Genomic DNA, 14130 nt, shown 5'->3' on the forward strand with positions numbered 1-14130 from the left:
CGTGAGCGACCCCCCCCCGCCCCACGCGCTGCTGCGCCCCGCTGTCGCCATTCCCTTCGTGGCGGTGGCGCTGATCTGGGGCTCCACCTGGTTCGTCATCAAGGGGCAGATCGGGCCAGAGGTCTCGGCCCACTGGTCGGTGGCCTGGCGATTCGCGCTGGCCACCCCGGCCATGTTCGTGCTGGCCGCAATCATGCGCCTGCCGCTGGCCATGCCGCGCCGTTCGCACGGCTTGGCGGCGCTGATGGGGCTGTTCCAGTTCTGCGGCAACTACAGCTTCGTCTACCTGGCCGAACTGCACCTGACGTCGGGCATCGTCGCCCTGCTGATCGGGCTGATGCTGGTGCCCAACGCCATCCTGGGCAAGCTGTTGCTGGGCGAGCCGATCACGCAACGGTTCATCCTGGCCAGCGCCGTGGCCATCGCCGGCATTGCCCTGCTGCTGGTGAACGAGGCGCAGGTGGCACCGATCGACGGCAACGTGGCACTGGGTACGCTGCTGGCGCTGGTGGCCATGCTGGCGGCATCCATCGCCAACGTGATCCAGGCGGGGCCGGCGGGCAAGGTCGTGCCGCTGGTGAGCCTGCTGGCCTGGGCCATGCTTTATGGCACCGGTCTCGATTTCGCGCTGGCCTGGGCGATCGACGGGCCGCCGGTGCTGCCCACGGGCACCGCCTACTGGCTGGGCACGGCGTGGCTGGCGGTGGTGGGCTCGGTGGTCACCTTCCCGCTCTATTATGACCTGGTCCGCAAGCTGGGCGCAGGGCGCGCGGCCTACAACGGGGTGCTGGTGGTGGTCATCGCCATGGTGATTTCCACCCTGCTGGAAGGGTACAAGTGGACCCCGCTGGCGATCGGCGGGGCGATCCTGTCGATGGCCGGCCTGATGGTAGCGCTGCGGGCGCGTCAGGTGCCGGAGAAGACGGCCGCCAGCCCCTCGCGGTAGGTCGGATAGCGCAGGCGCCAGCCGAGCAGCCGCCTGGCCTTGCCGTTCGCCACGCGGCGGTTCTCGGCATAGAAGGCGCGGGCCATCGGGCTGAGCTGCGCTTCCTCCAGCGTCTGCAAGGGCGGCAAGGGCAGGCCTGACAGGCGGCAGGCGTGCTCGATCACCGTATTCTGGCTGCACGGCAGGTCATCGGCCAGGTTGTACGCGCCCGGCGGCGCATCGCCCGCCAGCGCCAGCACGGTTCCGCTGGCGATATCATCCACATGCACGCGGCTGAACACCTGCCCCGGCAGGGCGATCCGCTGCGCGCGGCCATCGGCCAGGCGGTCGAAGACGCTCCTTCCCGGCCCGTAGATGCCCGGCAGGCGCAGCACGTGGGCACCCAGCGCCAGCCACCGCGCATCCGCCTGTGCCCGCGCGGTGCGGCGGCCGGTGCCCACTGGGGCGCTTTCGTCCACCCAGGCCCCGCCGGTGTCGCCATAGACCCCGGTGGAGGACAAATAGGCGAGGCGCTTACCGCCCAGCGCATCGCCATAGGTTTCCAGCACCGGATCCCCTGCGCCTTCCGCCGGGGGAACGCTGGAGAGCACGTGGCTGGCACCGGCCAGCGTAGCGCGCACCCGCTCCGCATCGGCAAAGGCCATGTCGCCCGCGCGCCCCGTGGCGCTGACCTGCCAGCCGCGCGCCCGCGCCAGCGCGGCGATCGCTTGCGCGCTGTAACCCAGTCCGAAGATGAAAAGATGCGCCATCAGGGCTTTCCTAGCGGTTGGACGCGGGCGGGAAAGGTCCTAAAGCCTCAGGCATGGATATCCGCAACCCCTCCGCACCCGATGGCAATCCCGAAATGGCCGATGCCGCCGTCCCGCCGCCTGCCCCGGCGGTGATCCGGCGGGTGGATTACCAGCCGTTCGGCTGGCTGGTCCCGCGGCTGGAGCTCGATTTCCAGCTTGGCCTCACCGATACCCGCGTCGCCGCCACGCTGCATGTGGAGCGCAACCCCGCCGCCACCCCCACGGGGCAGATCCGCCTCAACGGCGAAGGGCTTGCTCCGCTGGAGGTGACGGTGGACGGCCAGCCCACCAGCCTGTGGCGCATGGCGGGGGATGACCTGGTGCTGGACCTGCCGGGCACGGCGCATACCATCGGCCTCGTCACCCGGATCGATCCCGCCGCCAACACCCAGCTTTCGGGCCTCTATGCCTCGGGCGGGATGCTGTGCACCCAGTGCGAGGCGGAAGGCTTCCGCCGCATCACCTTCTTCCCGGACAGGCCCGACGTGCTGAGCATCTATTCGGTGCGGATGAGCGGCGATGCCGATGCCTTCCCGGTGCTGCTGTCCAACGGCAACCTCACCGCCAGGGGCGACAATGGCGATGGCACCCACTGGGCCGAGTGGCACGATCCCTGGCCCAAGCCGAGCTACCTGTTCGCGCTGGTGGCGGGGCGGCTGGTGGCCAATCGCGACACCTTTACCACCCGTTCGGGCCGCAAGGTCGATCTTGCCATCTACGTCCGCGAAGCCGGGGCGGGTGAGGAGGACGACCTCCCGCGCACCGCCCATGCCATGGCCAGCCTCAAGCGCTCGATGACCTGGGACGAGGAGCAGTTCGGCCGCGAGTACGACCTCGATACCTTCAACATCGTGGCGGTGAGCGATTTCAACGCCGGGGCGATGGAGAACAAGGGCCTCAACGTCTTCAACACCAAGTACGTGCTGGCCGACGAGGAGACCGCCACCGATGGCGATTTCGACGCGGTGGAAGGGGTGATCGCCCATGAATACTTCCACAACTGGTCGGGCAACCGCGTCACCTGCCGCGACTGGTTCCAGTTGAGCCTCAAGGAAGGCTTCACCGTGCTGCGCGACCAGTTGTTCAGCCAGGACATGGGCAGTGCCCCGGTCAAGCGGATCGAGGACGTGCGGGTGCTGCGCGGGGCCCAGTTCCCCGAGGATTCGGGCCCGCTGGCCCACCCCATCCGGCCTGACGAATACCGCGAAATCTCCAATTTCTACACCGCCACGGTCTACAACAAGGGAGCCGAGGTGATCCGCATGATGCGGGTGATGGCGGGCGAGGAGCGGTTCCGCGCCGGGTGCGACCTCTATTTCGACCGTCACGATGGCGAGGCGGCGACCTGCGAGGATTTCGTGAAAGCCATAGAAGACGGCGCCGGGCTGGATCTCAACCAGTTCCGCCTGTGGTATGCGCAGGCCGGCACCCCGCGCGTGACCGTGCGGCTGGACCACGCGGGCGACGTGGCCACGCTGCACCTGGCCCAGGTGGTACCGCCCACGCCCGGCCAGCCGGACAAGCGGCCGATGCCGATTCCGCTGAAGGTGGCGCTGTTCGATCGTGCCAGCGGCATCCACGCGGGCGAGCAACTGGTGGTGCTGGACCGGGCGCAGCAGAGCTTCAGCTTCCCCGGCTTTGCCACGCGGCCCGTGCTGTCGATCAACCGCGGCTTCACCGCGCCGGTCTCCATCGAGCACGCCGCCCCGGTGGAGGACCTGGTGTTCCTGGCCGCGCGCGACGACGATCCCTTCGCCCGTTACGAGGCGATGCAGGAACTGGTGGTCGGCCACCTGAAGGACGTGGTTGACGGCAAGCTGTCGGCGTCCGAGCGCGACGCCGGCCGCGCCGCCATTGCCGGGGCGCTGGCTGCGGTGATCGCCGATCCCGCGCTGGATGACCTGATGCGCGGCGAGCTGCTGATCCTGCCCAGCCAGACCTATATCGCCGAACAGATGCTGATTGCCGATCCCGGCACGATCCATCACGAGCGTCAGGCCCTGCGCGGCGCGCTGGCCAGGGCGCTGGAGGGTGAATTCGTGGCCCTGCACCAGCGCGCCAGCGCGGTGCCCGGCGGCCTCAACGCCGCCGCACGCGGGGCGCGCAAGGTGAAGACGCAGGCGCTGGTCTACCTGGCGGAAGGCAACCCGGACCTCGCCGAACAGATGGCCGCCGCACAATACGATGCCGCAGATACCATGACCGACCGGCAGGGCGCGCTGATGGTGCTGGCCGGGCTGAAAGGCCCGCAGCGCACGCACAAGCTGCTCGACTTCTACCAGCGCTATCGCTCCAACCCGCTGGTGGTGGACAAGTGGTTCGGCCTGCAGGCGGGCTCGCTCCACCCCCACGCGATCGAGCACGTCAAGGCGCTGGCCACCCATCCGGACTTCAACCTGAAGAACCCCAACCGCGTGCGCAGCCTGTACATGGTCTTCGCGGCCAACCCCGCGGCCTTCCACGCCGAGGATGGCGAGGGCTACCGCATGCTGGCCGACCTGATCATCGCGCTCGATCCGGTCAACCCGCAGACTGCGGCGCGCTTTGTGCCGCCGCTGGGCCGCTGGCGGCGGATCGAGCCCAGGCGCGCCGCGCTGATGCGCGCCGAGCTGGAGCGGATTGCTGCCACCCCCGGCCTGTCGCGCGACACCGCCGAGCAGGTGGGCCGCAGCCTTGGCTGACATGGGGGGTGAGGTGATTCGCAGCGCGGCGCTGGATGGCGTGGCGCACGGCTTTCTCGACGCCGCGCAAAGCGATGCCGAGGCCTTCGACCTGGTGCCGCACCGGGCGGGGCCGGTGTTCCTGAAGCAGGTCCATTCGGCACTGGCGGTGACTGTCAGCGAGCCCTTTGCCGGCGATCCGCCGGAAGCCGATGCCCTGGTCACCGCCACGCCCGGCCTGGCGCTGGCCATCCGCACGGCCGATTGCGCGCCCGTCTTGCTGGCCGACACGACGGCGGGCGTGATCGGCGCGGCCCATGCCGGCTGGCGCGGTGCGGTCGGCGGCGTGCTGGAGGCGACCGTGGCGGCCATGGTGGCCCTGGGGGCCAGCCCCGCCAGCATCGTCGCCGTGGTCGGCCCCACCATCGCCCGCCCCAGTTACGAGGTGGACGAGGGCTTCCACGCCCGCCTGCTTCACGGCGCACCGGAGAATGCGCGCTTCTTCACCCCCGGCCGCACCGGCCACTGGCAGTTCGACCTGCCGGCCTATGTTGTCGCCCGCCTGGGCGAAGCGGGCGTGGGACAGGTCGAGGACCTGGCGCTCGATACCTATGCAGGGGCAGGCCGCTTCCATTCCTTCCGGCGCGCCACCCACCGGGCCGAGCCGACCTATGGCCGCCAATTTGCGCTTATTTCGCTGTAGAATCGGTCCGGAAAAGTGCCCCGACGGCATGGCCATTTCCGCAGGGGCAGCCTAAGGGCCAAAAGGCGGGTTGGCAGGGGCGTTTTGCTCGTCTATCAGCCGCGCCAAGTCGCCGCCCCCACGTTCTCGTCCCAAGGGGTGGATTCAGGGGTTCGCGGCTTGTCTTTAGTCTTTTTGAGGTTCGGCCACGGGCGTTCGTCCCCATGGTCAAACCGGCAGATCGGGGCCAGCAAGGCAGGATAATGGCAAGCACCACTGATACCGCGCATACGGAACAGGTGGCCGAAGGCGGCGTGCGCCGCCGCGACTTCATCGAAATCGCTGCAACGGCCGCAGCCGGCACCGGGGCGATCTTCGTCCTCATCCCGCTGGTCAGCCAGATGGCCCCGTCCAAGGACGTGCTGGCCGAAAGCACCACCGAGCTGGACATTTCCGCAATCGAGCCGGGCCAGGCCGTGAAGGCGGTGTTCCGCAAGCAGCCGGTCTTCGTGCGCAACCTGACGCCGGAAGAGATGACCGCCGCCGAGGCGGTGGACGTGGGCGACCTGCGCGATCCGCAGACCCTGGCCGAGCGGACCAAGCCCGGCAAGGAGAACATCCTGGTCACCATGGGCGTCTGCACCCACCTGGGCTGCGTGCCGCTGGGCGCGGGCGAGGGCGAGGTAAAGGGCGAATTCGGCGGGTACTTCTGCCCCTGCCACGGTTCGCACTATGATACCGCCGCGCGCATCCGCAAGGGCCCGGCCCCGACGAACCTGGTGGTTCCGGATTACGAATTCACCTCCGACACCACGATCGTGATCGGCTGAGGCGAGAGAGAGAAGAGATGAGCTTCCCCTGGGCCAAGCAATACGAACCCACCAATGCGGTGACGAAGTTCCTTGACGAGAAGCTGCCCCTGCCGCGCCTCGTCTACAACGCCGTGGGTGCCGGCTATCCGGTGCCGCGCAACCTGTCCTATGCCTGGAATTTCGGGGTGCTGGCGGGCTTCTGCCTGGTGCTGCAGATCGTCACCGGCGTGATCCTGGCGATGCACTATGCCGCCAACGCGGGCGTCGCCTTCGATTCGGTCGAGCACATCATGCGCGACGTCAACTGGGGCTGGCTGATGCGCTATGCCCACGCCAACGGCGCCTCGGCCTTCTTCGTGGTGGTCTACCTGCACATTTTCCGCGGCTTCTTCTACAGCTCGTACAAGGCCCCGCGCGAGATGATCTGGCTGATCGGCGTGACCATCTTCCTGCTGATGATGGCCACCGCCTTCATGGGCTATGTGCTGCCCTGGGGCCAGATGAGCTTCTGGGGTGCCAAGGTGATCACCGGCCTGTTCGGCGCGATCCCGCTGGTGGGCGAACCGCTGCAGATCTGGCTGCTGGGCGGCTATGCGCCGGATAACGCCGCGCTCAACCGCTTCTTCTCGCTGCACTTCCTGCTGCCCTTCGTGATTGCCGGTGTGGTGATCCTGCACATCTGGGCACTGCACATCCCCGGCTCGTCGAACCCGACCGGCGTGGAAGTGAAGACCGAGAGCGACACCGTGCCCTTCCACCCGTACTACACGGCGAAGGACGGTTTCGGGCTGGCGGTGTTCCTGGTGATCTACTGCGCCTTCGTATTCTTCATGCCGAACGCGCTGGGCCACCCGGACAACTACATCCCGGCCAACCCGCTCTCCACTCCGGCGCACATCGTGCCCGAATGGTACTTCTGGCCGTTCTACGCGATCCTGCGCGCCTTCACCTTCGACTTCATCCTGCCGGCCAAGCTGTGGGGCGTGCTGGCGATGTTCGCGGCCATCCTGGTGTGGTTCTTCCTGCCCTGGCTGGACAAGAGCCCGGTGCGCAGCGGCCACTACCGCCCGCTGTTCCGCAAGTTCTTCTGGGTGCTGGTGGCCGACATGGCGCTGCTGTTCTACCTCGGCGGCGCCGCGGCGGAGGAGCCCTATGTGATGCTCAGCCAGATCGCCACGGCCTATTACTTCCTGCACTTCCTCGTCATCCTGCCGATCATTTCGTCGATCGAACGGCCGGAACCGTTGCCCTTCTCGATTACCGAGGCGGTGCTGGGTGCTGACGACAAGGCTGCTCTGCCTGCCGGTTCGGCGGCTTGAGACGCGGGTTAAGGGGAAAGACAAGATCATGATCCGCCTTGTTGGAATTCTGACCGGCCTGGTTTTCGCCTTCGTGGCGCTGCTGGCCTTCGTGACCGGCGCCTACACTTTCTTCACGGAACCGACCGAGGAAACGGCCGAGCACGCCTTCCATATGGAAGCGCACCTGCCCACCGGCGGCTACACCTTCGACGGCCTGGCCCCGCAGTGGGACGTTGCCCAGCTGCAGCGCGGCTACAAGGTGTACAAGGAAGTGTGCAGCGCCTGCCACTCGATGAACCATGTCGCCTTCCGCGACCTGGAGCAGCTCGGCTACTCCGAAGCCCAGGTGAAGGCGGAAGCCGCCGCCTGGCAGGTGCCGGGGATCGATCCGGTGACCGGCGAGGCGAACCTGCGCCCCGGCCTGCCGACCGACTATTTCCCCGCGCCCTATGCCAACAACACGGCAGCCGCTGCGGCGAACAACAACGCCATCCCGCCGGATCTCTCGCTGATGACCAAGGCCCGCCATCACGGCACCGCCTACGTCTACTCGCTGCTGACCGGCTATCGTGACCCGAACAGCTACACCAACGAAGAGGGTGAAACGCTGGCCCAGGCGTTCCCGGATTCGATGCCGGGCACGGGCCTGCACTTCAACCCGTGGTTCGCCAACCTGAACCTGGCCATGGCCCCGCCGCTGCACACCGCAGGGCAGGTGACCTATGACGACGGTACCGAGGCGACCGTGCAGCAGATGTCGGCCGACGTGGCTGCCTTCCTCACCTGGACCGCCGAGCCTTCGCTGGTGGACCGCGTGCGGCTGGGCTGGATGGTCATGGGCTTCCTCATCTTCCTGACGATCCTGGCCTACCTCGCCAAGAAGTCGGTCTGGTCGCAGCTCAAGACCCGCCGCGACGACTGACGGCTGTGCGCAGCAGCGACATGACCCGCGAGGAGCTCAGGTCGCTGGTCCGCACGGTGCCGGACTTCCCGATTGCCGGGATCCAGTTCCGCGATATCACCACGCTGATTGCCGACAGCCGGGGCCTCGCCTCGGCTGTTGCGCATCTGGCGGACCTCGCGTCCCCTGATGTCGCTGCCGTTGCGGGGATCGAGGCGCGCGGCTTCATCTTCGGCGCGGCGCTGGCCATGCAGCTCGGCACCGGTTTCATTCCGGTGCGCAAGGCCGGCAAGCTGCCTGTAGAGACAATCAGCGAGGACTATGCACTGGAATACGGCGCGGCCACGATCGAGATCGATCCCACGCTGGTCCCACAGGGTGGCCGCGTGCTGCTGGTCGACGACCTGATCGCCACGGGCGGCACCGCCCTTGCCGCCGCCAGCCTGCTGCGGCGGGCCGGCGGCCTCGTCGATACCGCGCTGTTCGTGATCGACCTGCCTGAACTCGGCGGCGCGGCTGCCCTGCGTTCAGCGGGCGTAGCCGCCGATGCGGTAATGGAATTCGCCGGCCACTGAGCGGTCAAGCACCGCCACGGCGCGCTACCGCTTGACGAGGGCACCCCGGCAATGGCAAGCGCCGCTTCTGCCCGAATTCGGCACCTGGGCGGGTATAGCTTAGTGGTAAAGCTCCAGCCTTCCAAGCTGGCTATGCGGGTTCGATTCCCGCTACCCGCTCCACCTCCTTCCTGATGAGAGTCCGGATAGGCCCCTGTGTTGGACTTACAGGTAGCACAGGTCGGCTTCGGCGGCCGGGCGGGCCTATCGGGCTGCTCTTTGAGGTGGAGTGGCCACCCAAGGGGGCACGGTGCGATCACCATCAGGCGCCAGAGGGCTGGCTTCTTACTTGCCGAAGCCTCGTGGTCGCTATTTTCTACGCAGCAAGGCCCGTGAAGACGATGACGGGCGCGCAGCAGACTACCCGACGATTCTCTTCGCCCGATGCGGCGCGGACCACCCCGCAATTGGTGACGCGCCCCCGCTGACCCATTTATGGTAGCGCCCCTGATCGGCGCGTGAGGCGCAAAAATTTACCAGCCGACAAATCGGGCTTGGCCTTTCCTCTGCCTACGCGATCCCGACGCAGGCACCCGCTGGGGGCAGAAGGCGCATCAGGAGTTCGGCGGGCTATCGAATGCCTGAGCAGGTTTGCCTGGTGGCGCAAGTCCCCTAAGTTTACATCACTCTTATGGTCGGTCGGCCTTCCGTATTATTTGCCATGATACACCCGTCGAAGTGCGTCACCAGTCCGGCCAGAGAGCGCCTGTTAACCATCAGTTCGGGGTGAAAATAGGGGCATCCTCACATATGTGGGGGCATGCTGCGTTAACCAAATCTTGGCGACCGGACCGCTAGGCCGCTTGTGGTTACCACAGGGGTAACTTTGATTTGGGGATACGTATCATGTTCAAGATTGCTCAGCGGGCTGCCCTGCTGGTTGCGGTCGCCGCGGGCGCCTTCGGCGCTTCGGCCGCCAATGCCGCCACGGCCACCGACACCTTCGATGTCTCCGTGACCATCACCGCCGCCTGCTCGGTCGACGCCTCGTCGTCAGACATCGACCTGGGCACGCACCAGTCGACCGCGACGGACCTGGGGGCCAGCAGCGACATCACGGTAAAGTGCTCCAACACCGTGCCCTATCGCGTCAACCTGTCGCCGTCGAACGGCAATACCGGCGGCGCCGGCTCGCTCGACCCGGTCGGCGCCAGCCCGGACACGGTGCCCTACCAGCTTCGCTCGGCCTCGGGCATGAGCGGAACCGTGTGGGGCAACACCAGCTCCAACGGCGTGACCGGCACCGGCACCGGCGCCGACCAGACGCTGACCGTCTATGCGACGGCCGCCAGCGCCAACTATGCGCCGGATACCTATTCGGACACGGTCACCGTCACGGTGAACTACTGATCCGATGTCTGCCTCGCGTTCCCTCCACCGCGTGGCGCTGACCCTCTCGGCCTGGGCGATGCTTCCCGGCATCGCCCAGGCCGAAGGTTTGCAGGTGGCCCCGGTCTCGGTGACGATTCCCGAACGGTCGGGAACCGTCTGGCTGACCAATGAAGGCGGCGAAGCCTTGCGCGCCCAGGTGCGCGTGTTCCGCTGGAGCCAGGACAACGGCGAGGACGTGCTGGCCGAAACCACCGATCTGGTGGCCAGTCCGCCGTTCGTCTCCATTCCGGCTGGCGCGCAGCAGGTGGTGCGGCTGGTCCGCACGGCCGCTGCCGCCGATCCCGCCGCGCCGTGCGAGCAGACGTTCCGCATCGTCGTGGACGAGTTGCCCGCTGCCGAACGGCAGGCCGGCGATGGCCTGCAATACGTGCTGAGGTTCTCGGTGCCGGTCTACCTGACCACGCCTGCCTGTGCCGAGCTGGACCCCGTTCTCACCTGGCGAATCGAGCAGGGCAGCGAAGGTTCCGCGCTGGTCGTGGCCAATACCGGGCAGGTCCGCGCCCAACTGGCCGACCTGTCGCTGGTTGCCGCTGGCGGTACCCGCTCGGACCTGGGGGGAGGTCTCGTCGGCTATGTCCTGCCGGGCCAGCAGCGTCACTTCGTGCTCAATTCCGCTGCCGTTTCCGGTGGCACTGTAGAGGTATCGGTCAATGGCTCGCGGGTCGTTGCGCCGGTCGCACTGGCCTCTTCGGGCCAGTAGGCTTGCCCTGATCCTTCTGGCTACCGCGCCCGGTGCCGCCCAGGCCCGGGACGAGGCTGAGCCCGGCCTCGCGCTGGCCGCATCGGCGCTGCCGCCGGTCACCGCCCTGCGGACCGCAGTTCCGGCGGAGGCCATGCTGATCCTCGATGTCGAAGTGAACGGCGTGAACCGTGGCCTGTTGCCCTTCCGCCTGATCGATAACCGCCTGTGGGCCAATTTCAGCGTGCTGCGCGAGATGGGCTTGAAGCTGGAATCGGCCGCCGACCCCGCCACCGATCCGCTGCTGCTGCTGGACCAGGAACTGGGTAGCGGCATGGCCTATGACGCGGCGGCCCAGCGCCTCGCCGTGCACGTTGATCTGGCCAGGCTGGACGTGGGCACCCACCGCCTCAACACCAGTGCGCAGGACATGCCGGTGGCCCAGAGCGCCACCGGGGCGCTGCTTAACTATGACATCTATGCCAATTACGCCGGCGGCCGGCTGGCCTTTGACGGGTTCGGCGAATTGCGGGCCTTTTCCGGCAACGTGCTGCTGGAATCGACCGGCGTGTACAACTCGCGCGCGCTTGCCCTTGGGCAGGCCCGCCTGCGGCGGCTGGACAGCACGCTCTCGTGGTCGATGCCCGAGCGGCGGCTGACCGTGCGGGCCGGCGACATCCTCACCCGCAGCACAAGCTGGTCGCGCCCCACGCGGCTGGGCGGTGTGCGCGTGGGCACGGACTTTGCCCTGCAGCCCTACCTGGTCACCGCGCCGATCCCCACTTTCTTCGGCGAGGCCACGCTGCCTTCCACCGTGGATCTCTATATCGAGGGGCTGAAGCGCTATTCGGGTTCGGTTGCTCCCGGTCCCTTCGAGCTGGGGGCTGGCGGCAACCAGATCAGCGGGGCGGGCACGGCGCAACTGGTGGTGACCGATGCGCTGGGCCAGGTAACCACGCTGAGCGTGCCGTTCTACGATACCCCGCTGCTGCTGCGCGGTGGGCTGACCGACTGGGCGGTGGAACTGGGCACGGTGCGGCGCGACTATGGCATCCGCTCGTTCGCCTATGCCGGCGATCCGGTGCTGTCCGCCTCGCTGCGCCGGGGCCTGTCGAACTTCGTGACGCTGGAAGCCCATGGCGAGGGCGGCGCAGGCCTGGTCAACGGCGGGGCCGGAGCCACGGTGCTGCTGCCCTTTGGCGGGGTGGTGACCGGCTCACTGGCGGCCAGCCGCAACGACGGGAAGACCGGCCTGCGCGGCGAGGTCGGCTATTCCTGGACCGATACCAACTTCACCATTTCCGCCAGCGCGCAGCGTGCCAGCGGCAGTTTTGCCGACTTGCCAACGTTGGAAGGCGCCACCAGCCAGCGTTCGCGCGAAGTGCTGAATGCGGGCTACAACGCGGAGAGCCTTGGCTTTTTCAACGCCAGCCTGATCCGCCAGCGCAATCCGGGCGAGCCGCGCGAGACCTTCCTTAGCGCCAGCTGGCAGCACACGCTGGGCAGCAACCTGGCGCTGAGCCTGACGGGCAACATGGGCCTGCGCCCCGGTTCGGCGCGGGGCGTTTTCCTGACCGTCAGCTACGTTCCGAACGACCGCGACCACGTGTCCGCCAACCTGCAAAGCGGGCTGCGGCGGACCAGTGCCGCGCTCAGCTATCGCCGCTCGCTGCCGACCGATGGCGGCACTGCCTGGGCCCTCGACACCGCCTATGACGGCAGCCGCGTGCAGGCCGCCGGGCAGGTGGACCACCTGGGCCGGCTGGGGCAGGTGACCGCCGGGGCGCGGCTGACCGGCGGGCGGGCATCGGGCTATGCCGGGGCCTCGGGCGCGCTGGTGGCGCTGGGGGGCGATGTCTATGCCTCACGCAAGGTCTATGACGGGTTCGCCGTGGTCGAAACGGCTGGCGTGGCCGATGTGCCGGTGCTGGTGCACAACCGGCCCGTGGGGCGCACCAATGGCAAGGGCAAGCTGCTGGTCACCGGCCTCAACCCCTACCAGGCCAACCGCGTCACGATCGATGCCGCCAACCTGCCCGCCGAACTGACCGTGGCTTCGCTCGACCAGGAGGCCGTGCCCACCCAAGGCGCCGGGGTGGCGGTCAGCTTCGCCATTGTCCGCAGCAGTGCGGTGTTGCTGTCGCTGGTGGACGAGGCCGGGGCCGAACTGCCAGTGGGCACCATGGGCACCACGGCCGGGGACGAAGCCACGCCGCTGATGGTTGGCTTCGGCGGCCAGCTCTATATCGAACGGGCGATTGCCGGGGCCACGGTGACGCTGGCGGGAGAGGCAGGGCGTTGCACCGTGCGCCTGCCGGACAGCATGGCGGATGCCCCGGGCGGGGTGCTGGGGCGGCAGGTGTGCCGCAGGGAGGGTGAATGAAAGGCCTGACGCTGTCCGTGGCGCTGCTGCTGCGCCTGTGCGCCCTGTTGATGGCCGCGCCGGTAATCTCGGCCGTGGCGCCGGGCGAGGCAAAGGCCGGGGCTGTCTGCTCGGTGGTCAATTCGGGCCTCGCGTTTGGGAGCGGCAGCACGGCTACGGGCACCGTCAACTGGACCTGCACCGGCTATGATACCTTCACCAACAGTTTCGTCCTGTGCCTGCGGCTGGGAACGCCAAGCTGGCCCGGCACCGCCAGCCAGCCGCAACTGCTGAACGGGTCGAGCACCATGGCCTTCAATCTCTACAGCAACGCGGCAACGACCACGATCTGGACCGCGAGCACGCCGCTGACCCAGTCGGTCACCATCGGCGCGGGCATCGGCAACACGGTGACGGGGTCGTTCAGCTTCTACGGCCGCATTCCTGCTGCACAGTCATCGCCCGCAGGCAATTACCAGGCTTTCTTCTACAATACCCTGCTGGGCATCGCGAACAACGGCGGTAACAATTGCCAGGCCAGCCGGCAGGGCAATTCGGGCCTCGATTTCACCCTGCCGGTCACCGCCACCAAGATCAACGCCTGCACGGTGGATGCGCTGGCCAATGCCAGCCTGGGATCGGTCGTGGCAGGCTCCACGCCCGCGCCGGGATCGACCACGATCCGCGTGGTCTGCCCCACGGGCACGGCCTACAATATCGGCCTGCTGCCATCCAACGGCAACATGGGCGGCGCGGGGATGATGCAGGGGACGGGAAGCAACACCGATACGGTGGGTTACCAGTTGCGGCGCAACAGCGGTAGCGGAGCCGCCTGGGGCAACACCGCGACGGTGACCAGCGTGGGCAACGGCGTGGGCGGCACGGGCACCGGCGGCAACCAGGATTATGCGGTGTTTGCCAGCGTGCCCAACACCAACGTCCAGCCCGACAGCTATTCCGACACGGTCACCGTCACGGTGAACTATTAAG

12 protein-coding genes and 1 tRNA gene are annotated in these 14130 nt (G+C 67.7%); 12 read left to right on the plus strand and 1 reads right to left on the minus strand.

The features are described from left to right. Position 1 precedes the first annotated feature (1 nt). Complete coding sequence (locus GRI99_RS03050; protein WP_337192841.1) at positions 2–946, plus strand: DMT family transporter; 945 nt, start codon at positions 2–4, stop codon at positions 944–946. Here the strand turns inward: GRI99_RS03050 and GRI99_RS03055 are convergent. After that, positions 907–1695 carry a Rossmann-fold NAD(P)-binding domain-containing protein gene (locus GRI99_RS03055; RefSeq protein WP_202392898.1) on the minus strand — a complete coding sequence of 263 codons (789 nt, stop codon included), beginning with the start codon at positions 1693–1695 and terminating at the stop codon, positions 907–909. The genes GRI99_RS03050 and GRI99_RS03055 overlap by 40 nt on opposite strands. A 53-nt stretch (positions 1696–1748) precedes the next feature. Between GRI99_RS03055 and pepN the strand changes: the two genes are divergently transcribed. The 11 genes from pepN to GRI99_RS03110 all read left to right on the plus strand — a co-directional run bounded on the left by pepN (position 1749) and on the right by GRI99_RS03110 (position 14129). Beyond that, the gene (gene pepN / locus GRI99_RS03060) at positions 1749–4418 is read left to right on the plus strand and encodes an aminopeptidase N (RefSeq protein ID WP_160770506.1); all 2670 of its coding nucleotides are present in this window, start codon (positions 1749–1751) and stop codon (positions 4416–4418) included. 1 nt (position 4419) lies between these two features. After that, complete coding sequence (pgeF, locus tag GRI99_RS03065; RefSeq protein ID WP_160770853.1) at positions 4420–5100, plus strand: peptidoglycan editing factor PgeF; 681 nt, start codon at positions 4420–4422, stop codon at positions 5098–5100. 242 nt (positions 5101–5342) lie between these two features. After that, positions 5343–5909 carry a ubiquinol-cytochrome c reductase iron-sulfur subunit gene (gene petA, locus GRI99_RS03070; RefSeq protein WP_202392899.1) on the plus strand — a complete coding sequence of 189 codons (567 nt, stop codon included), beginning with the start codon at positions 5343–5345 and terminating at the stop codon, positions 5907–5909. Positions 5910–5926: 17 nt separating this feature from the next. Beyond that, positions 5927–7210: a cytochrome b gene (locus tag GRI99_RS03075; protein ID WP_160770507.1), complete on the plus strand. Its 1284-nt coding sequence runs from the start codon at positions 5927–5929 to the stop codon at positions 7208–7210. A gap of 28 nt (positions 7211–7238) precedes the next feature. After that, entirely contained in the window at positions 7239–8114 is an 876-nt protein-coding gene (locus tag GRI99_RS03080) for a cytochrome c1 (protein ID WP_160770508.1), read from the plus strand. A gap of 20 nt (positions 8115–8134) precedes the next feature. Beyond that, positions 8135–8668, plus strand: a complete 534-nt coding sequence (locus GRI99_RS03085) for an adenine phosphoribosyltransferase (RefSeq protein WP_160770855.1) — start codon at positions 8135–8137, stop codon at positions 8666–8668. A gap of 88 nt (positions 8669–8756) precedes the next feature. Further along, a tRNA-Gly gene (locus GRI99_RS03090) sits at positions 8757–8830 on the plus strand. A 723-nt stretch (positions 8831–9553) separates the two neighbouring features. After that, positions 9554–10057: a Csu type fimbrial protein gene (locus tag GRI99_RS03095; protein WP_160770509.1), complete on the plus strand. Its 504-nt coding sequence runs from the start codon at positions 9554–9556 to the stop codon at positions 10055–10057. Positions 10058–10061: 4 nt separating this feature from the next. Further along, positions 10062–10799 carry a fimbrial biogenesis chaperone gene (locus GRI99_RS03100; protein ID WP_160770510.1) on the plus strand — a complete coding sequence of 246 codons (738 nt, stop codon included), beginning with the start codon at positions 10062–10064 and terminating at the stop codon, positions 10797–10799. After that, positions 10750–13161, plus strand: a complete 2412-nt coding sequence (locus tag GRI99_RS03105) for a fimbria/pilus outer membrane usher protein (RefSeq protein WP_160770511.1) — start codon at positions 10750–10752, stop codon at positions 13159–13161. The genes GRI99_RS03100 and GRI99_RS03105 overlap by 50 nt, the downstream gene beginning before the upstream one ends. After that, positions 13158–14129, plus strand: a complete 972-nt coding sequence (locus GRI99_RS03110) for a spore coat protein U domain-containing protein (RefSeq protein WP_160770512.1) — start codon at positions 13158–13160, stop codon at positions 14127–14129. The genes GRI99_RS03105 and GRI99_RS03110 overlap by 4 nt, the downstream gene beginning before the upstream one ends. Position 14130: the final 1 nt, after the last annotated feature.

The sequence above is a fragment of the Alteraurantiacibacter buctensis genome, from assembly GCF_009827655.1.
GTDB classification, from domain to species: domain Bacteria; phylum Pseudomonadota; class Alphaproteobacteria; order Sphingomonadales; family Sphingomonadaceae; genus Alteraurantiacibacter; species Alteraurantiacibacter buctensis.